The organism is Polynucleobacter sp. JS-Mosq-20-D10 (assembly GCF_018687755.1).
GTDB lineage: Bacteria > Pseudomonadota > Gammaproteobacteria > Burkholderiales > Burkholderiaceae > Polynucleobacter.
Genome location: NZ_CP061305.1, coordinates 1,955,989 through 1,975,078, shown reverse-complemented (window position 1 = coordinate 1,975,078; position 19,090 = coordinate 1,955,989). Strand labels below are relative to the sequence as shown.

Here is a 19,090-nt window from a genome sequence, read left to right as displayed (position 1 = left end):
CATAGCTCCCTAGTCTAAGAGAATTTAGGTAACTTGAGTTCAAACCCACAACCTCAGCAAAATAAAGCAGTTTTAGTGACCGGCGCTGCCAAGCGCCTTGGTCGAGAAATTGCCTTGGAGTTTGCTCGCCAGGGCTGGGATGTAGCTGTCCACTATGGCCGGTCTGTGTCTGAGGCTCAAGCTACCGTAACTGAAATCCAAAAGTTAGGGCGTAAGGCCTCAGCATTTAAGGCTGACCTTGCCAATGAAGCGGAAATCAATTCTCTATTTACCGCAGTGCTTGCTGAGTTCGATAACTTGCAATGCCTAGTGAATAGTGCTTCCATATTTGAGTACGATCGTGCTAATTCGGATACTCCACTCAGTAGCAAGACTTTACAAGACCACATGCAGGTCAATTTAACCGCGCCCATATTGTTATCGCGGTTGATGTTTGACTATCAAAAGAGTCAGTCAAAGAAAGTAAGCGAGGGTGATTTATCAATCCCCTCGGTAATTCAGTTACTCGATCAAAAATTAATTAATCTCAATCCAGACTATTTGTCATACACATTATCTAAGGCTGCACTTCTTACTTCAGTTGAGGTGCTGGCGGTAGATTTTGCCCCGCACTTGCGAGTGATTGGTTTAGCTCCCGGTATTACGCTGACTTCTGGTGATCAAACCGAAGCAGGTTTTGTGAAAGCGCACCAGATGACACCATTAGGCAAGTCATCAACACCCGGTGATATTGCAAAAGCAGCCGTATTTCTGGCTAGCTCAAATGCGATCACGGGTACTACCTTATATGTGGATGGCGGACAACATCTGTTGCCATCATCACGCGATGTGATGTTTAAAACAAACTAAAAATTTAATACAGAATAAAAAAATAGTAAATAAAGAAAGAGTTAATACACAATTTATGAACGCCATTCTTTCTCATCCAGCACTTACCGATTGCCGCCGCTTATTTCTGCGTGACTATGAAATCTATATCAATATTGGCGTCCATGATTTTGAGAAAAAGGCTGAACAACGCGTTATTCTCAATGTAGATCTCTACATTCCACTGAATATGAATACTCCTTCTAAAGATTTATTGGAAGAAGTGGTTGACTATGACTTTATGCGTGAAACCATTAAGGCACGGTCTTCCCAAGGCCATATCCATTTACAAGAAACCTTTTGCGATGACATCGTCAATTCAATGCTATTGCATCCCAAGGTCATTGCTGCTCGCGTCAGCACGGCTAAGCCCGATGTCTATCCTGATTGCCACTCCGTTGGTGTTGAGGTGTTTCGGATGAAGCAGGTTTAAAGAAACTCCAGAAAATAATTTAGTAGCTATGAGTGATATTCGTAAAGTTGTCTTAGAAGAAAACAAGCTCGAGAAAAAGCTATGTCGTTTAGTTGGCCAAGCGATTGGCGACTTTGGCATGATCGAAGATGGCGATAAAGTGATGGTGTGTTTATCAGGCGGCAAGGATAGTTATGCCATGCTCGATATTTTGTTGAAACTACGTGAGCGCGCCCCAATTGATTTTGAAATTGTTGCTGTCAACTTAGATCAAAAGCAGCCAGGCTTTCCGGCGGAGATTTTGCCGAACTATTTAAAAGCTTTAGGTGTTGAGTATCACATTGAAAATCAAGATACCTATAGCATCGTCAAACGTGTTATCCCAGAAGGAAAAACTACGTGTGGACTTTGCTCTCGATTACGTCGTGGTATTTTGTATCGTGTAGCAGATGAGTTGGGCGCTACTAAGATTGCCTTGGGCCACCATCGTGATGACATCCTAGAGACATTAATGCTCAATATGTTCTTTGCTGGCAAGCTCAAAGGCATGCCACCAAAGTTGCGATCTGATGATGGCAAGCACATCGTCATTCGCCCCCTAGCTTACGTTCCTGAAAAGTTACTTGAGCGTTATGCGGTAGATATGAACTTCCCGATTATTCCGTGCAATCTGTGCGGTAGTCAGCCCAATCTCCAGCGTGGCGCTATGAAAGAAATGTTGCGCGAGTGGGAGAAAAAGCACCCAGGGCGCGTCGAGAATCTCTTTCGCTCAATGCACCACATCGTGCCATCCCATCTAATGGATGGCGAGGCCTTTGATTTTAAGAATCTGGGGATCTCTACAGAACTATCGGGCATTGCCGCAAGATCTGCTGGCGATAAGGCAATTGACGAGACAGAAATTGATGAAATAGCCTGTGGAACACTCATTCAGGGGTCTTATAATCCTTCTCTATGAACATCGTTATTTTGGCTGCTGGGCAGGGAAAGCGGATGAAGTCCGCGTTACCCAAGGTTCTTCAAACCTTGGCCGGAAAACCCCTTCTCCAGCATGTTTTGAATACAGCTATAGACCTACAAGGTAAAAGCGCTAAAACTGGCCCTATCGTGGTTATTGGGCATGGTGCTGCTGATGTTGAGGAATTTCTTCAGATCTCCAGTGAGCAAGATTCTCGCTTTGGCAAAGTGGGTACAGTATTGCAGGCGGAGCAAAAAGGAACGGGCCACGCCTTATTACAGGCTTTACCTAAGCTGGATGTGAATGAACCTACTTTGGTTCTGTATGGCGATGTCCCCCTAACAAGTAAGAAGACGCTGTCTAAATTAGTTAAATTGGCTGATGGTGTGCGTGGTGAAGATTCTGCATTAGCGCTTCTGACTCAAAGCCTCAATAATCCAAAGGGCTATGGCCGTATCGTGCGCGATATTGATGGATCAGTAAAAGAGATCGTTGAAGAAAAAGATGCATCGTCTGAGCAAAAGCGTATTCAAGAAATTAATACTGGCATTATGGTGCTGCCAACAAACTCACTCAAGAAATGGTTGAAGTCTTTGCGTGCAAGTAATGCCCAAGGCGAATACTATTTAACTGATGTCATTACGATGGCAGTTCAAGATGGCGTACCTATTCGTACTACAAAGCCCGATGCTGAATATGAGATTGTTGGTGTTAATAGTCGTGATCAGTTGGCCGCATTAGAGCGGGTACACCAACTCAATCAAGCAAATGCATTAATGGATTCCGGAGTTTCTTTGGCTGATCCAGCGCGGATTGATGTTCGTGGAACCTTAGAGTGCGGTACAGATGTCTTTATTGATGTCGGTTGTGTATTCGAGGGTTGTGTCACTTTGGCTGCAGGTACAAAAGTGGGTCCGTACTGCATTGTGCGTAATAGCGTGATTGGCAAGAATGTCACAATTCATCCCTACAGCCATATCGATGGAGCACAGGTTGGGGCAAGTTCACTAATTGGGCCATACGCACGTTTACGACCTGGTGCAGATTTGTCTAATGATGTACATATCGGCAACTTTGTTGAAGTGAAGAACAGCAAGATCGCCGCAAATAGTAAGGCCAATCACTTGGCTTATGTGGGCGATTCCATCGTGGGCTCTAGAGTTAATATCGGCGCAGGTACGATTACTTGCAACTATGATGGTGTGAATAAACACCAAACCATTATTGAGGACGATGTCTTCATTGGCTCCGATACCCAGCTAGTTGCTCCAGTGCGTGTTGGCCGCGGTGCTACTCTAGGAGCGGGCACGACTCTGACTAAAGATGCGCCACCCAATCAGCTAACCGTCTCTAGAGCCAAGCAAATTTCTTTGCAGTGGCAGCGCCCGGTAAAGCAAGAGAAAAAGCTAGCAAATAAAAAAGTGCTTGCTAAAAAACCCGCTAAGGCTAAAAAATAATGTGCGGAATTGTTGGCGCAGCATCGCGTAAGAACATTGTGGAAGTTTTAATTGAAGGCTTACGTCGTCTTGAGTACCGCGGCTATGATTCTTGTGGTTTTGCTGTAATGAATGGCGATGATGCCAAGCATCCGATTGAGCGTGCACGCACTACTGCCCGTGTCTCTGAGTTAGCGGAGCAGGGTAAAGAATTTCATGGCACTCTAGGTATTGCGCATACTCGCTGGGCAACGCACGGTAAGCCAGATACACAAAATGCACATCCCCATATTTCTGGTGAATTGATTGCCGTGGTCCATAACGGCATTATTGAAAACTACGAATCACTACGCGCTGAGCTGAAATCAGCAGGTTATGTATTTACCTCAGAAACGGATACCGAGGTGATTGCGCATTTAATTCATCAAGCCTATGTATCTGGTAAGCAAGTGGATTTAGTCGCATCAGTCCGTTCCGTATTGCCAAGACTTCATGGCGCTTATGCGATTGGCGTGATTGCACAAGATCGCCCAAATGTTTTGGTGGGCGCGCGTGTTGGCTCACCATTGGTGGTTGCTCTTGGTGAAAATGAAAACTTTCTGGCTTCTGATGCTTTAGCGCTTGCTGGTCGAGCACACTCCATGATCTATTTGGAAGAGGGCGATGTTGCTGTTCTAAAGCCGGAGAGTGTTGAGATCATTGATCTGGCAGGAAAGACGGCGCAGCGAGAGCAAAAGCCGATGCCTGCTCAGGCTGATTCAGTAGATCTAGGGCCTTATCAGCACTACATGCAAAAAGAGATTTTTGAGCAACCAAGAGCAATTGGCGACACACTTGCCAATATTGCTAGCTTTGGTCCGGAACTCTTTAACGCCGATCCCGAGCAGTGGAAAAAGTTTGATCAAATTTTGATCTTAGCTTGCGGTACTAGTTACTATTCTGCCTGTGTTGCTAAATATTGGTTAGAGGATTTGGCCGGTATTCCGACTCAAGTTGAGATTGCTAGTGAATATCGTTATCGCACAACCGTACCTAATCCCAATACATTAATTGTGGTGGTCTCCCAGTCTGGTGAGACTGCTGATACTTTGGCAGCTTTGCGCCATGCACAGTCTTTGGGGCATCATTACACCTTGGCGATTTGTAATGTAGCGAGTAGTGCTATGGTTCGCGAAACCAATTGGAATTTCTTAACTAAGGCTGGTACTGAGATTGGTGTAGCTTCTACTAAAGCATTTACAACTCAGTTGCTTGCCCTTTATCTGTTGGCTGTGTCATTAGCCAAGCGCGCAGGAAAAGTAAGTCCCGAACGAGAGAAGGAGCTCTTGCGTGACTTGCGCCATTTACCCAAAGCTTTGCATGCAGTATTAGCGCTTGAGCCTCAGATTATTGCTTGGAGTACAGCATTTGCTAAGTGCGAAAACGCTTTATTCCTAGGGCGCGGCATGCACTACCCGATTGCTCTCGAAGGTGCTCTCAAACTAAAGGAAATTTCGTATATTCATGCTGAAGCCTACCCAGCGGGTGAGTTAAAGCATGGACCGCTCGCCTTGGTTACTGACAAGATGCCAGTAGTCACCGTGGCACCTAAGGATGACCTATTAGAAAAGCTCAAATCCAATATGCAAGAAGTTAAAGCCCGCGGTGGAAAGCTGTACGTCTTTGCTGACCAAGATACCGAGATCACGGGTGGTGAAGGTATCAATGTGATTCGTTTGCCTGAACACTACGGCAATCTTTCACCAATCTTGCATGTAGTTCCCCTTCAGCTCTTGGCGTATCACACCGCGTGCACCTTGGGTACTGATGTCGATAAGCCTCGCAATCTTGCAAAGAGCGTCACGGTGGAGTAGTTTTCAACGGGGGTGGATTGATTGCTGATATGCAAATACAGCTCACTCCCTATGTCTTTTAGAGCACAGACGCGGTCATCAACTTTTTTTAGACTAGTTGGACAAAATCACTCGGGTTTGTCGTCAAAAATTCCTTTTGGGACCCGTTTGTACAAGATCCTTTCAAGGCAAAAATGACTAAGCCAGATGACGAGAAAGTCGACGCTTCTGTACCGACTAGCGAGGAATTGATTGCCTCGAACAAAGAGGTGGCTGAAAAGGCTGCTCAATCTATAAACATTACCAATGAGCTGGCAGATGAATTAATCGTTGCCAATGTCGAGGTAGTGCATCAAAAGAAAGAAAAGGGTAAGCGAGTCGCTGAGCTAGCCATAGCAAACTCAGAGAAGGCAAAGCGTATAGCCGAACTGGTGATTGGCAATAAAGAGCTTCTCTTTCAGAATGAGGAGAAAACAAAGCGTGCAGCTGAATTAGTTGCCCTCATTATTAAATTAGGACTAGCCAATAAAAAGGCTGCTCAATCTGAGAAGCAATTGCTTTCGACTCTGAATGCCCTGGCCATGGCTAGAGATAATGAAACGGGTAATCACATTATCCGGACGCAAAACTATGCTAAAAATCTTGCCTTGAGGCTGAGGAAGATGGGGTGCTTCAAAAATGAACTTAATAGCCGTACTATCGAACTTATTTTCAAAGCTGTACCCCTTCACGATATAGGTAAGGTGGGCATTCCAGATCAAATTCTTCATAAGCCTGGCCCGCTAACTGATGCTGAGTGGGAGATTATGAAAACCCATCCAGTGATTGGCATGGATGTTCTGCGCTCTTCTGATAATGAGGCTAGTCGAGTGATGGATGTAATGGAGGTGGCCATTCAAATTGCTGGAGGGCATCACGAATATTGGGATGGTAACGGCTATCCCGATGGATTGAAGGGTGATGCCATTCCCTTGGCTGCAAGAATAATGTCCGTAGCTGATATGTATGATGCCTTGGTAAGTGTGCGGGTATATAAAAAAGCATGGACCCATGAAGAAGCAACCCAAGAAATTATCCGCAACAAAGGGGTGCGTTTTGACCCTTTGGTTGTAGATGCATTTATTGCAGAGCAAGAAAGCTTCCAAGCTATTGCTCATCAGCACCGAGATGGCTCATGACAACCTAAAAGAATCAAAACCTTGCATTTAGTACGAACTAGTACTAAACTAGTACGTATACAGACTAAATTGAGGTAAACCCATGAATCACCTATCACTTGTTAAGGCATTGGTTCAGGCGTATCAGGCATTTGAGGCACATTCGGCTGAACACATCAAGGAGATGGGTTTAACAATGACTCAGTTTGACATTGTTGCGACCCTAGGTAATCAGCCGCCGATGACTTGTAAGGAGTTGGGGGAGAAAACGCTGATTTCTAAAGGCACCATGACGGGTGTCTTGGAAAGACTTGAGACTAAAGGGCTTATAGAAAAATTGATGAATGACGAGGATGGCCGTAGCTACAAGATTGGTCTCTCAAAAGCCGGTGATAAATTATTCAAGAAGGTATTCCCGGAGCATGTCGAGTATCTCGGTAAAGCCTTCGGAAAGCTCGGCAAGAAAGAATTAGAACAAGCAGTAACAGTTTTAAAAGAGGTTAAAGCAATATTTAACTAAATAGAGATTGCACCTACCAGCATCAAAAAATTCAATTTTTAAAAGGAAAAGATCATGACTAAAGTAGCCGTTGTATTTCATAGTGGTTATGGCCACACTGTTAAACAGGCTGAAGCCCTAGCTAAAGGTGCCAATGGCACATTAGTGGTTATTGATGCCGAAGGCAATATTACTGACGCGCAGTGGGAAACATTAAATACTGCTGATGCCATCGTATTCGGATCGCCAACCTATATGGGTACAGTAAGCTGGCAGTTCAAGAAGTTCGCTGATGCAAGTTCTAAGCAATGGTTTTCACAGCAGTGGAAAGATAAAATATTTGGTGGCTTTACTAACTCTGCCACGATGAATGGTGACAAGCACTCCACCTTGCATTATTTCTTTACTCTTGCCATGCAGCATTCAGGCATTTGGGTGGGTACTGGTTTGATGCCTTCGAATTCTAAAGCTGCAAAGCGTGATGATGTGAACTATGTAGGTTCATCCGCTGGCGCGATGATGCAAACACCTTCAGATGCAAGTGCTGATGAAGTGAATGTGGGCGACTTAGAAACCGCACGTCTCTATGGCGAGCGTATTGCGAAGATTGCCGGTCAACTACAAGCAAAGTAAGAATCAGTAATAGAGAAAATTGGGGGAATGATGAAAAAACTCATTGGTTTACAAGGTAATGATCAAGGCCACTGGGTTGGCGATGGCTTTCCTGTGCGCACCTTGTTTTTCTATCAAGATTTGGGAATGCAAATGAGCCCATTCTTAATGCTGGACTATGCAGGTCCAGCGGAGTTTCCCTCAACAACTGAACGTAAGGGCGTAGGCTCACACCCCCATCGCGGTTTTGAAACTGTCACGATCGTTTATGAGGGCGAAGTAGCGCACAAGGATTCCACAGGTCAGGGCGGCATCATTGGTCCTGGCGATGTGCAGTGGATGACTGCCGGCTCTGGCATCTTGCATGAAGAGTTTCATTCTGAAGGATTTGCCAAAAATGGTGGAACTCTGAATATGGTGCAGTTGTGGGTGAATTTGCCAGCAAAACTGAAAATGACTAAGCCGGGCTATCAAGCCATTCTGGATAAGCAGATCCCTGCAATTAATCTGATGAATGGGTCAGGACGGGCTCGTATCATCGCCGGGGACTTTAATGGCCATCAAGGTCCTGCTCATACATTTACCCCTATGAATGTGATTGATCTGAAGCTAAAAAAAGGTTCAATGAATATCCCCGTATCTGAGGGTTGGAATGTATCTCTAGTCGTGCTTAAGGGTGCTATTGAGGCGGGTCAGGGAGTGGTAGCCAAGGATGCCCAGATGTTGATGTTTAGCAATCAAGGTCAGGATATTCAAGTTAATGTGCTGGAAGACTCTATTGCCCTGTTACTGAGTGGCGAGCCTATTGATGAACCCATTGTTGGTTACGGCCCCTTTGTCATGAATACCAAAGAAGAGATTGCTCAGGCAATGCAGGATTTCAATAGTGGAAGCTTTGGAAGAATTGCGCACTAAGAAGATTCTTGGTGTGTAAAAAATCCGTTTGACTTCTATGTTTAGCTGTGTACAAAATTCATTATTTAAATCAAGGTGTTACACAGACTGGTTTAGAAAAGTGTGTTCAAATAACTCTTGTAGAAAAGGATATTTGTTCCACTTCATGTTTGATTCAAAAGATTTCTTTATTTTGCGTTGGCTCCCGCTAATTTCTGCGGGACTCCTCTCTGCCTGTGCGGTAGGTCCAGACTTTAAACAGCCGGATGCCCCTAATACATCTAGATACACCGAAACTTCCCTGACTCAGAAATTAGCCACTGCACCTGGAGTGCCTGGTGGAACGGACCAAGAGTTTATTGAGGGTGCGGATATCGAGGCTCAGTGGTGGGAATTGTTTAAGTCACCCGAGCTGGATGTATTGATTAAAAAAGCTTTGCAGCAGAACCCCAATTTAGGCGCTGCTGATGCTGCGCTACGTGCGAGCCAAGAAAATGTCAATGCACAAATTGGTGGACAGTATTTCCCAGCCGTTGGTTTAAATGGCGGTGCCACACGGCAGTTACAGCCTTCCGCTATTTATGGCTTGCCTTTCGGATCCGATACGTACAACCTCTATAACGCTTCTGTAAATGTCACTTATAAGCTCGATGTCTTTGGTGGCGCACGCCGGGCAGTTGAAAGCGCTAGAGCAAAAGAGGAAATTGCGCAGTTTCAGCTAGAAGGCGCCTATCTTTCTTTGACGGCCAATATCGTTACCGGCGCGGTACGAGAAGCTGCTTTGCGAGCACAGATGCAGGCTACTGAAGAAATTTTGAAGGCGCAAACGAATTTAGCTGAGGTAACAGAAAAGCAATTAGCAATTGGCACAGTCTCTCGAGTGGATGTGACCTCACAAAGAACTTTGGTCTCTAACTCGCAAGTCGATTTATTTACTTATGAACGCAATCTTTCGTTTGCGCGTAATCAGTTGGCAGTATTGGTGGGTGAGTTACCAAGTAATGCCAACATCACCAAGTTTGACTTAAAGTCTTTGCATTTGCCAGAGAAGCTGCCACTCTCCGTGCCATCGAGCTTGGTACGTCAGCGACCAGACGTGCGCGCAGCAGAAGCGCAACTCAAGGCTACAAACGCTTTGGTAGGAGTTGCTACTGCCAATTTATTGCCACAATTTAATATCACGGGCGCTATTGGCTCCGCAGCATTAACAAGCTCAGCCTTATTTGGGCCGAATGCCACTCTATGGTCTATTGCTGGCGGTATCTTTCAGCCGCTCTTTCAGGGTGGACAGTTATTGGCGCAACGCCGTGGCGCGATGGCCAATTACGAACAAGCAGTTTTTCAATATCAAGCTACTGTGCTCAAGGCTTTTCAAGAAGTGGCTGACTCTTTACGTGCTTTAGAAACTGGCGCTCAAGCATTAAAGTCTGCATCGGATGCTGAACGCTATGCTTATGAAACTTTAGATTTGGTACAGCAGCAATACAAGTTAGGTACTGCCAGCTACTTGGCTGTCCTCTATTACCAAAATCAATATCAAATCGCTAAAGTCAAATCGGTTTCTGCGCAAGCGACCCGATTCTCTGACACAGCGGCGTTATTTGCAGCATTGGGCGGCGGTTGGTGGAATCGTGCCGGCCCAGCCTTTCAACCAAAAGCCATGACGAACAAAGATCAAAATGAAACTTCTGGAAACAATTAAAACCAAAGTAACTGCTATTGCAGTTGCCTTGTGGGCTTGGATGCTTGTGAAGGCGATGGAGTGGAAACTTCGCGAGAGGCTCATTGATCTTTGGGAAAAGACAAAGGGATTTTGGGTGCGCTTACGCGAACGATTCATGCGCAGCAAGATTAATGCAAAACTGCAGTCTATGACCCCCTTGGGTCGACGCATGACCATTATGTTGTGCGGTGTATTTTTGTTGTTAGGTTTGATTTTTGGATTTAACCAACTCAAGACATTCATGATTAAGTACTTTATTGCTGGCATGGGTTTGCCGCCAGCAACGGTTTCTACGATGGTTGTGGAAACGACAGCCTGGCAACCTAAATTATCTAGCGTTGGTAATGTGCGTGCATTCAGAGGTGTAGAGCTCAGCACTGAAATTGGTGGCTTAGTTCAAAACGTACCTATTAAATCCGGCATGGATGTTAAAGAGGGTGAATTGCTCATTAAATTGAATGATGCTTCTGATGTTGCCCAACTTAATTCTTTAAAAGCAATGGCAGATTTGGCTCAAGTAATTAATGAGCGCGATAGACAGCAGCTAGAGATTCAGGCGATTAGTAAGAACGTATTCGATACTAGTAAAGCGGATGCAAAGTCTAAGCAGGCTCAGGTGGAGCAGCAAACTGCTTTAGTTGCTAAGAAAAATTTAAAGGCCCCTTTCAGTGGACGCGTTGGTATTGTGATGATCAACCCTGGTCAGTTTGTGAACCCGGGTGATAAGTTGCTGACTCTACAAACCTTGGATCCGATTTTTGTGGACTTCAATCTCCCGCAAAGTAACGCCGAACAGATACAGGTTGGACAAGAAATTGTGGTGACGACTGATGCATTCAAGGGTGCAAGCTTTAGTGGCAAGATTACTGCCGTCAGCCCGAAGGTCGATACGAATACACGTAATATTCAGATTGAGGCTCAGCTAGCCAATCCAGATAAAAAGATCTTACCGGGCATGTTTGCTAATGTGAATATCAAGTTAGGCGATCAGATGAAGATGCTGACCTTGCCACAAACCGCTGTGACCTATAACCCATATGGGTCAACGGTCTTTATTGCTAAGCCAACTGGTAAAAAAGATAAGCAGGGCAAGCCAGCACTTGAGGCTCAACAAGTCTTTGTGACTACTGGGCCAACACGTGGGGATCAGGTGGCGATTCTCAAAGGGGTTGATGAAGGTTCCACGGTTGTTACTAGCGGTCAGCTCAAGTTGAAGAATGGAACCCCGCTGATTGTGAATAACAAGGTGCTACCGGCTAATTCACCAAACCCACAGCCACAGGAATAAGTCCTAGATGAATTGGACTGACATATTTATTCGTAGGCCAGTGCTCTCGCTGGTAGTGAGCGCACTCGTCCTGGTGTTTGGTTTGAAGGCAGTGGGATCCTTGCCGGTTAATCAATATCCGCAAACCCAAAATGCCATTGTTACGATTACGACGGCCTACTACGGCGCTGATCCAGAGACGATTGCAGGATTTATTACACAGCCTTTAGAGACAGCGATTGCCCAGTCTCAGGGCATTGATTATTTGTCATCCATGAGCGTGAGTGGCCTCTCAACTATTACCGCTACCCTCAAGCTGAACTACGATTCCAATGCGGCATTGACGCAGATCCAGACCCAAATTAGCTCGGTCAAGAATCAACTACCACCGCAAGCCCAACAACCTGTACTCACTGTACAAATTGGTCAATCGACTGCAGCCATGTACATGGGTTTTTATAGTGACGATATTCCAAACAACGCGATTACCGATTACTTGTTGCGGGTAGTGAAACCAAAGCTAGATTCTATAGACGGTGTCCAAAACGCTGAAATTACTGGTGGCAGAAAGTTTGCTCTGCGCGCTTGGCTCGATCGCGAGAAGATGGCTGGGCTTGGTGTGGGCGCGGATGATGTCTATAGCGCCATGGCAGCTAATAACTATTTATCTGCAGTTGGCAGTACAAAAGGCGACATGGTTGCAGTGGACTTGGTCGCGGGCACAGATCTGCATACGCTTGATGAGTTCCGCAAGTTAGTTATCAAAAAAGATGGCATCAATATTGTGTATTTGGATCAAGTCGCTAGCGTGACTATGGGCTCCGAGGATTACAACACCAACGTCGCATTTAGCGGTAAGAGGTCAGTATTTATCGCGATCAAGGTGGCACCACAGGCGAACTTGCTCGATGTAGCTGCACGAGTTCGTGCCGCCGTGCCAGATATTCAGAAGCAATTGCCAACTGGTATGTCTGGTAAGGTGGTGTACGACTCTACTAAGTTCATTACCACCTCGATTGATGAAGTAGTGGCCACATTATTAGAAGCGCTGTTAATTGTGACAGTGGTGATCTATCTATTCTTGGGAAGTGCACGCGCAGTTGCAGTACCAGTGATTGCGATGCCACTTTCTCTTATTGGCACATTCTTCTTAATGCAAGTCTTGGGTTACTCCATTAATTTACTGACACTGCTTGCTCTGGTCTTAGCAATTGGTTTGGTAGTCGACGATGCCATTATTGTGGTCGAGAACGTGGACCGCCATATGAAGGAAGGCAAGTCTCCGCTAGAGGCATCTTTAATTGCTGCGCGTGAATTGGGCGGCCCTATTTTGGCAATGACGATTGTGCTGATCGCGGTGTATATTCCGATTGGCTTTCAGGGTGGGTTGACGGGCGCGCTCTTTACTGAGTTTGCCTTTACCTTAGCGAGTGCAGTGGCAGTATCTGGATTGATTGCCTTGACGCTTTCCCCGATGATGTGTTCACGTATCTTTACTGAAGAACAAGAGGCTTCTCCGTTTGTTCAAAAGATTGATCGTATTTTTGAAAAAGTACATCACAGTTATCAAGCTACTTTGCGGGAACTCTTGAGTACTTGGCAGGTCATTATTGTGATGGGTGTAATTTTGCTGGGTGGGGTGGCTTATCTTTACTCCACTGCACGTTCTGAATTAGCGCCAACAGAAGACCAGGGTATTGTGTTGATGCAGGCTTCGGGGCCGCCTAACAGTACAGTCAATCAGATGCAGACTTATGCTGATCAGATTTATCAAATATCAGCAGCGGAGCCTGAGTATGAGCAGATGTTCCAGATCACCAGTCCAACAAGCAGCTTTGGTGGTGTCTTACTAAAAGATTGGGATCAACGCAGTCGCAATGCTACTAAGTTCCAAGAAGATATGCAGAGTAAGTGGAATTCGATCGCAGGTGCTCGCGTAGCAGCCTTCCAGTTCCCGGCATTGCCTGGCGCACAGGGCTTGCCTGTTCAAGTAGTGATTAATACCACCGAGTCTTACGAATTGTTAAACGAGGTATCCCAAGCAGTGTTGGATAAGGCGCGTCGTAGCGGCAACTTCTTTTTCGTAGACTCTGATTTGAAGATTGATAAACCACAAGATGTTTTGGAAATTGATCGTGAAAAAGTAGCGGCACTGGGCATGACCCAGCAGCAAGTTGGAAGTGCACTATCTGCTGCCCTGGGCGGCGGCTATGTTAATTACTTCTCTGTTGCTGGCCGCTCTTATCGCGTCATTCCGCAAGTCAAGCAAGTAGACCGCTTAAACCCAGATCAAATCCTGGACTATTACATACGTACCCCTAGTGGACAGATGATTCAGGCCCGTACGATCGCAACAATTAAGCAAAGAGTAGTACCGCAGTCTATTAATCACTTTCAGCAGCTCAACTCAGCGACAATATTTGGTGTGAGCACTCCATTTATTTCTCAAGCAGATTTACTGGAGTTTATGCGTCAAACTTTGAAAGAGGTTGCGCCGAACGGTTACACCATGGATTACGCTGGCCCGTCCCGTCAGTTCATGGCAGAGTCCGGCGGTTTCTTAGTGACTATGTTCTTTGCGATTTTAATTGTGTTCTTAGTCTTGGCCGCGCAGTTTGAAAGCTTCCGCGACCCAATCGTCATTTTGGTTTCAGTACCACTCGCTTTGTTTGGGGCGCTGATCTTTATTAATTTGGGATTCACAACCTTAAATGTGTATACCCAGGTTGGACTGGTTACGTTGATGGGGCTGATTAGTAAGCACGGCATTTTGATTGTGGAATTTGCTAATGAGTTACAAGAGGCTGGTCGCAGTAAGTTGGATGCGATCATAGAAGCTAGTAGTGTGCGTTTGCGCCCGATCTTGATGACGACTGCTGCGATGGTATTGGGCGTAGTGCCTCTAGTGATTGCATCTGGTGCAGGCGCTGCGGGCCGTCAATCCATGGGGATCGTGATCTTTACTGGCCTATCAATTGGAACGCTGTTTACACTTTTTGTAGTACCAGCCATGTACTTATTTATTGGCGCAGACCACCATCAGAAAAAATTCAAGCAACAATAACTTATTAGTAAAAGAGAAAAAGAGAAAAAGGGTGAACTTAGTTCACCCTTTTCTAATTGAGACCCTCAATTCTTATGCTTAAGAGGGCTTTGCCTTACTTCACAATATTCAGTTCTTTTTCTGCAACCACACTGTACTTTGTTTCCGCTTCTATGCGCTGCATCCATGCATCTATATTGTGTAAAGAAGGGCGAGGACCAGTTTGGTTTGGGAAGGTTTGATTCAACAGAATCCAACGGCTTACGCAAAGTGCTAGCGGAATATCCCCAACACTGAATGTGTTTCCAGAGCAATAGTGCTGGCTTGCCAGTTGCTGATCCAGCAAGGTGAATAGTGCATTGCTATCTTGATAAGACTTGCGAATTGCTTCGTTGTTTCGCTCGTTTTCTGGCGTACGAGTTAGCCCTAAAAAGGCGGTGCGTAAGGCTGGCCACATAGTTCCGAGTTGCCAGTCCATCCACTTCTCAGACTGATATTGAGAGGCAATATCGCTGGTTAAGCGCTTCGATAGATCGTACTGACGAACAAGGTATCGCAAGATCGTATTGGATTCCCAAAGTACAAGATCGGCATCTTCTAAGGTTGGCACCAAACCATTAGGATTGAGCGCTAGAAATTCAGGCGTACGATTTTTCCCAAAATGAAGGCCAGCATCAATGCGTTCAAAATCTTTACCTTCTTCCAACCCTAACTCTGCAAGGCACCACAATACTTTTTGTACATTGATCGAACTTTTTCTTCCCCATAAACGCATCATTTCAATTCCTATTGGAGTATTTTTATAGTGATGAATCTAAACCCATAAATTTGCTATGTGCAAATATGAGTGGATCACTTGATTGAGTGTGCTTTAGGTTGAGGACTTTGGCAACAATGATGTTATGGTCACCGCCGGTATGCACTGATACGGTCTCGCATTCAAAGTAAGCGCAGCACCCTTCAATTTGGGTAAGCCCACTTGCTGAAATTTTATGGGGGATGCTGGTGAACTGATTTTCTTTCACGGTGGCAAAGTGCATCGCCATGGCCTCTTGCGAGCGCTTTAGTACATGAATTAATTGTTTGTGACCCACTTCAAAATTGGGCATCAAGTGCGAATGCTTCTTGAGGCTCCATAAAATCAGTGGCGGCTCCAAGGAAACCGTATTGAAAGAACTGATGGTGATGCCATGAGCATGCTGGTTCGCATCTAGGCAGGTAATCACTGTGACCCCGGTTGCAAAGGAGGAGAAGCCCTTGCGGAGCTCTTGGGAGGTAAATGGGGTCATCTTGCTTATTTGTTTGGTGGCTTACTTCGTTGCGGCCGGAATGGTAGTGCCTGGAATCGGGATGAGAATTTCGTTCTCTTCAGCTTTGACGCATTTAAAGCGATATTCCTTGCCGGCCTTAGAAAGAAAGCTTGCACCTTGGTAAAAGTCGTTTTTACAAGTTGTGCTGGCAAAATCCATTACCTCTTGCGGTGCGGCGCTGGAGGTGATCAAGCGCATATTGCCCATAGACATATTAATTTGGCTCGATGAGCACCCAATGAGTGCTAGACCACAAGTTGTAGTTAATAGTAGAATTTTTTTCATGGAAACCTCCATAATCAGCAATGCTCGTTAGGATAAACCTATTATGTATTTGCTGTGGAGAATGCAGCGCTTTTAAAAGGAAGAGACATGTTTAAGGCTATTTTGGTAAATAAAGATGATCAAGGTTATCGGGCTGAGCTTGCTCAAGTCGATGAGCTTAGCTTGCCTGAGGGCGATGTCAAGGTTAAGGTGCTCTACTCCACGCTGAACTACAAAGATGGCTTGGCAATTACTGGTAAAGGCCCGGTAGTGCGCAGCTTTCCGATGGTGCCCGGGATTGATTTTGCGGGAGAGGTCTTAGAGAGCGCTAGCCCAGAATTTAAAGTTGGCGACATGGTGCTGCTTAATGGCTGGGGCGTTGGCGAGGGTCATTGGGGTGGTTTAGCGCAGCAAGCACGTGTGAAGTCAGAGTGGCTTATTCCCTTACCTAAGGGCTTTACTGCTAAGCAAGCTTTGGCTATTGGTACCGCTGGCTATACAGCAATGCTGTGCGTGATGGCTTTACAAAAGCATGGCTTGAAGCCCAGTGATGGCGAGGTATTGGTGACTGGCGCTGCAGGTGGGGTAGGTAGTTTTGCCATTACTCTTTTGAGTAAGTTGGGCTTTACCGTGGTTGCCAGTACCGGACGTATCTCTGAGGCTGATTATTTGAAGAAATTGGGCGCTAGTGAAGTGATTGATCGTGCTGCACTGTCGGCTCCTGGCAAGCCTTTAGCAAAAGAGCGTTGGGCGGCAGTGGTGGATAGCGTTGGTAGTCATACATTGGCTAACGCCTGCGCTCAAACCAAGAGCGATGGCGCAGTTGCCGCTTGCGGTCTTGCTCAAGGCATGGATTTTCCATCGACTGTTGCGCCATTCATTTTGCGTGGCGTAACTTTGTATGGCATTAATAGTGTGACAGTAGCAAAAGCAAAGCGTATTGCGGCTTATGAGCAGTTAAGTAAGTTGGTAGATCTCAAAACTTTAGAAGAGATCTCTCACGAAATTCATTTAGAAGATTCTATAAAGTACGCTGCAGAGCTGATGGCTGGCAATGTGCGCGGCCGTTTAATTGTGGATGTAAATAAATAAGCATTTGGGAATGAACAGTGCTTACTGTGGAGCTTGAGGTTTTCGTGCTTTCAGTTTTTCTAAAACCTCAAGCTTATCTGAGTTGGAAAGTTCAGACCAATTTGCAATCTCAGGGAGTGAGCGATAGCAACCACGGCAAAAACCATTGTCGGGGTTGATGTCACACCAGTTGATGCAAGGTGATGGAGCTGTTATCAAAGCAAACCTAAAATAGAAATAGATGAATATTAAAAACCAATCCAGCGATTTGAGCGCTATTCATTATCCCCTAGCGGATACTTTACCGGAAGCGGGCAGTTCAATAGAGGTCGCACCAGGTGTACGCTGGCTGCGGATGCGCTTACCGTTTGCTTTGGATCACATTAACCTATGGCTGCTTCGGGATGAGTTTGAAGGTGTTCAAGGCTGGACCATCGTAGATTGTGGCATTGCTAATGATGAGACAAGAGCAGCCTGGGATCAGATCTTTGCTACGCAACTAGAAGGCTTACCAGTGTTGAGGGTGATTGTGACCCATATGCATCCAGACCATGTGGGACTATCTCAATGGCTCTGTGAGAAGTGGCAAGCACCACTCTGGATTTCTATGACAGATTATTTAACTGCGCAATGGCTTAGCCATAAAGAGGGTGGAGCTGCGGTTGGTGCACGTGCTGGTGGCGGTGGATCTGCTGACCACTTTCAAAAACATGGACTCATTGCACCAGAAGATTTAGAAAAAATTCGTGCTCGCTCGAATTACTACAGCAATATGGTTCCGGGTGTGCCACGGCAATATCGCCGCATCATTGATGGCGAAATGATTTTGATTGCCGGACATGAGTGGCAGGTGATTATGGGATTTGGTCATGCACCTGAGCATGCTTCATTATTTTGTAAAGATTTAGGAGTGTTGATTTCTGGAGACATGCTGTTGCCGCGCATTTCTACCAATGTCAGTGTTTACGATGCAGATCCAGATGCAGATCCCTTGGGCCTGTATTTGAGTTCCTTGGATCGATACCTGCCCTTACCCGATGACACTCTGGTGCTGCCATCACATGGCAAGCCTTTCACCGGAATGAAGCCGCGGATTGGTCAGTTAAAGGCGCATCATGATGAGCGCTTGGCGGAAACACTGGGGGCATGTGAAAAACCGGCAACTGCTCGTGAGATAGTGCCGGTTTTATTTAGGCGTGAACTAGATATTCACCAAATGACATTTGCTATGGGCGAGGCTATTGCCCATCTGAATTACCTACTTCGTCGAGGAAAGTTGAGTCGCCAGCTTTGCGACGACGGCGTGTTGCGGTTTTGCGTGGTTTAGAAGCTTTCTTCGTTCCAGAGTCTTTAGAGGTTTCACCAGTGGCAGCAGTGGCGCTTGCTGAAACGGCATCCCCAAAGGATTTGAGCGCCATCATGGTGGCATGCTGCACTTCTAGCCCCTGAATGGTGGACTTCAAAATATTGAGGTTCAGGTTAAGCCAGTTTTCAACGCTTTTCAGATCTTTGATGCGCTTTTCAAGTTCGTCGGTATCAAGCCCTGGAAATGCTGAGCCAAAGCCCCCGGCAGCCTTGGCGGCGTCCGTGGTGAAGGGGAATTGACCTGGCGTTTGCCCGCCCGCTCCCTGACCCCACATGGTTTTCATCATTTCAAGGCTTTGATTGAATTCTGGGATAGTTCCAAACATAGGGGCGGCTCCGGGTCAGATAAAAGTGGCTTATTGCCAATACAATAGAGGATT

The 19,090-nt window shown here is 45.9% G+C and carries 19 protein-coding genes; 14 read left to right on the top strand and 5 right to left on the bottom strand.

All coding sequences use genetic code 11. The annotated features are described in order from the left end of the window. Window positions 1-33: 33 nt before the first annotated feature. From FD967_RS10115 to FD967_RS10060, 12 genes are all read left to right on the top strand, one after another. Entirely contained in the window at window positions 34-849 is an 816-nt protein-coding gene (locus FD967_RS10115) for an SDR family oxidoreductase (RefSeq protein ID WP_215325939.1), read from the top strand. Between the two features lie 55 nt (window positions 850-904). Further along, on the top strand, window positions 905-1,300 hold the full coding sequence (locus FD967_RS10110; protein ID WP_215325938.1) for a dihydroneopterin aldolase: 396 nt from the start codon (window positions 905-907) through the stop codon (window positions 1,298-1,300). 28 nt (window positions 1,301-1,328) lie between these two features. Further along, window positions 1,329-2,237, top strand: a complete 909-nt coding sequence (gene ttcA, locus FD967_RS10105; protein WP_215325936.1) for a tRNA 2-thiocytidine(32) synthetase TtcA — start codon at window positions 1,329-1,331, stop codon at window positions 2,235-2,237. Further along, window positions 2,234-3,694, top strand: coding sequence for a bifunctional UDP-N-acetylglucosamine diphosphorylase/glucosamine-1-phosphate N-acetyltransferase GlmU (glmU, locus tag FD967_RS10100; protein WP_215325934.1), 1,461 nt, complete (start codon window positions 2,234-2,236; stop codon window positions 3,692-3,694). Before ttcA ends, glmU begins: the two co-directional genes overlap by 4 nt. Continuing rightward, window positions 3,694-5,526: a glutamine--fructose-6-phosphate transaminase (isomerizing) gene (gene glmS / locus FD967_RS10095; RefSeq protein ID WP_215325932.1), complete on the top strand. Its 1,833-nt coding sequence runs from the start codon at window positions 3,694-3,696 to the stop codon at window positions 5,524-5,526. Before glmU ends, glmS begins: the two co-directional genes overlap by 1 nt. Before the next feature lie 173 nt (window positions 5,527-5,699). Next, on the top strand, window positions 5,700-6,683 hold the full coding sequence (locus FD967_RS10090) for an HD-GYP domain-containing protein (RefSeq protein ID WP_215325931.1): 984 nt from the start codon (window positions 5,700-5,702) through the stop codon (window positions 6,681-6,683). An 82-nt stretch (window positions 6,684-6,765) separates the two neighbouring features. Beyond that, window positions 6,766-7,182 carry a MarR family winged helix-turn-helix transcriptional regulator gene (locus FD967_RS10085; RefSeq protein WP_215325930.1) on the top strand — a complete coding sequence of 139 codons (417 nt, stop codon included), beginning with the start codon at window positions 6,766-6,768 and terminating at the stop codon, window positions 7,180-7,182. 54 nt (window positions 7,183-7,236) lie between these two features. Beyond that, window positions 7,237-7,794 (top strand): flavodoxin family protein, encoded by a 558-nt coding sequence (locus tag FD967_RS10080; RefSeq protein ID WP_215325929.1) that lies wholly within the window; start codon window positions 7,237-7,239, stop codon window positions 7,792-7,794. Window positions 7,795-7,824: 30 nt separating this feature from the next. Further along, the gene (locus FD967_RS10075; RefSeq protein ID WP_215325928.1) at window positions 7,825-8,688 is read left to right on the top strand and encodes a pirin family protein; all 864 of its coding nucleotides are present in this window, start codon (window positions 7,825-7,827) and stop codon (window positions 8,686-8,688) included. Between the two features lie 145 nt (window positions 8,689-8,833). Beyond that, window positions 8,834-10,369 (top strand): efflux transporter outer membrane subunit, encoded by a 1,536-nt coding sequence (locus FD967_RS10070; RefSeq protein WP_215325927.1) that lies wholly within the window; start codon window positions 8,834-8,836, stop codon window positions 10,367-10,369. A gap of 169 nt (window positions 10,370-10,538) precedes the next feature. Then, complete coding sequence (locus FD967_RS10065; RefSeq protein WP_215327265.1) at window positions 10,539-11,678, top strand: efflux RND transporter periplasmic adaptor subunit; 1,140 nt, start codon at window positions 10,539-10,541, stop codon at window positions 11,676-11,678. A 7-nt stretch (window positions 11,679-11,685) separates the two neighbouring features. Continuing rightward, window positions 11,686-14,721: an efflux RND transporter permease subunit gene (locus tag FD967_RS10060; RefSeq protein WP_215325926.1), complete on the top strand. Its 3,036-nt coding sequence runs from the start codon at window positions 11,686-11,688 to the stop codon at window positions 14,719-14,721. 94 nt (window positions 14,722-14,815) lie between these two features. Here the strand turns inward: FD967_RS10060 and FD967_RS10055 are convergent, their stop codons facing one another. From FD967_RS10055 to FD967_RS10045, 3 genes are read right to left on the bottom strand one after another with little or no spacing between them, the layout of a single operon-like run. Then, a complete protein-coding gene (locus FD967_RS10055; protein WP_215325924.1) occupies window positions 14,816-15,478 on the bottom strand; it encodes a glutathione S-transferase family protein in 663 nt (220 codons plus the stop codon). 22 nt (window positions 15,479-15,500) lie between these two features. Beyond that, a complete protein-coding gene (locus tag FD967_RS10050; RefSeq protein WP_215325922.1) occupies window positions 15,501-15,989 on the bottom strand; it encodes a flavin reductase family protein in 489 nt (162 codons plus the stop codon). A gap of 21 nt (window positions 15,990-16,010) precedes the next feature. Continuing rightward, window positions 16,011-16,295 (bottom strand): hypothetical protein, encoded by a 285-nt coding sequence (locus FD967_RS10045; protein WP_215325920.1) that lies wholly within the window; start codon window positions 16,293-16,295, stop codon window positions 16,011-16,013. Window positions 16,296-16,382: 87 nt separating this feature from the next. On the opposite strand from FD967_RS10045, the gene FD967_RS10040 reads away from it, so the two are divergent. Then, window positions 16,383-17,366 (top strand): MDR family oxidoreductase, encoded by a 984-nt coding sequence (locus FD967_RS10040; RefSeq protein ID WP_215308566.1) that lies wholly within the window; start codon window positions 16,383-16,385, stop codon window positions 17,364-17,366. A 21-nt stretch (window positions 17,367-17,387) separates the two neighbouring features. Here FD967_RS10040 and FD967_RS10035 read toward each other — a convergent pair whose 3' ends face one another. Then, window positions 17,388-17,564 (bottom strand): DUF1289 domain-containing protein, encoded by a 177-nt coding sequence (locus tag FD967_RS10035; RefSeq protein WP_215325918.1) that lies wholly within the window; start codon window positions 17,562-17,564, stop codon window positions 17,388-17,390. Window positions 17,565-17,586: 22 nt separating this feature from the next. Between FD967_RS10035 and FD967_RS10030 the strand changes: the two genes are divergently transcribed. Further along, a complete protein-coding gene (locus tag FD967_RS10030; RefSeq protein ID WP_215325916.1) occupies window positions 17,587-18,672 on the top strand; it encodes an MBL fold metallo-hydrolase in 1,086 nt (361 codons plus the stop codon). Here the strand turns inward: FD967_RS10030 and FD967_RS10025 are convergent. After that, on the bottom strand, window positions 18,584-19,036 hold the full coding sequence (locus FD967_RS10025; protein WP_215325914.1) for a PhaM family polyhydroxyalkanoate granule multifunctional regulatory protein: 453 nt from the start codon (window positions 19,034-19,036) through the stop codon (window positions 18,584-18,586). The genes FD967_RS10030 and FD967_RS10025 overlap by 89 nt on opposite strands. Between the last annotated feature and the right edge of the window lie 54 nt (window positions 19,037-19,090).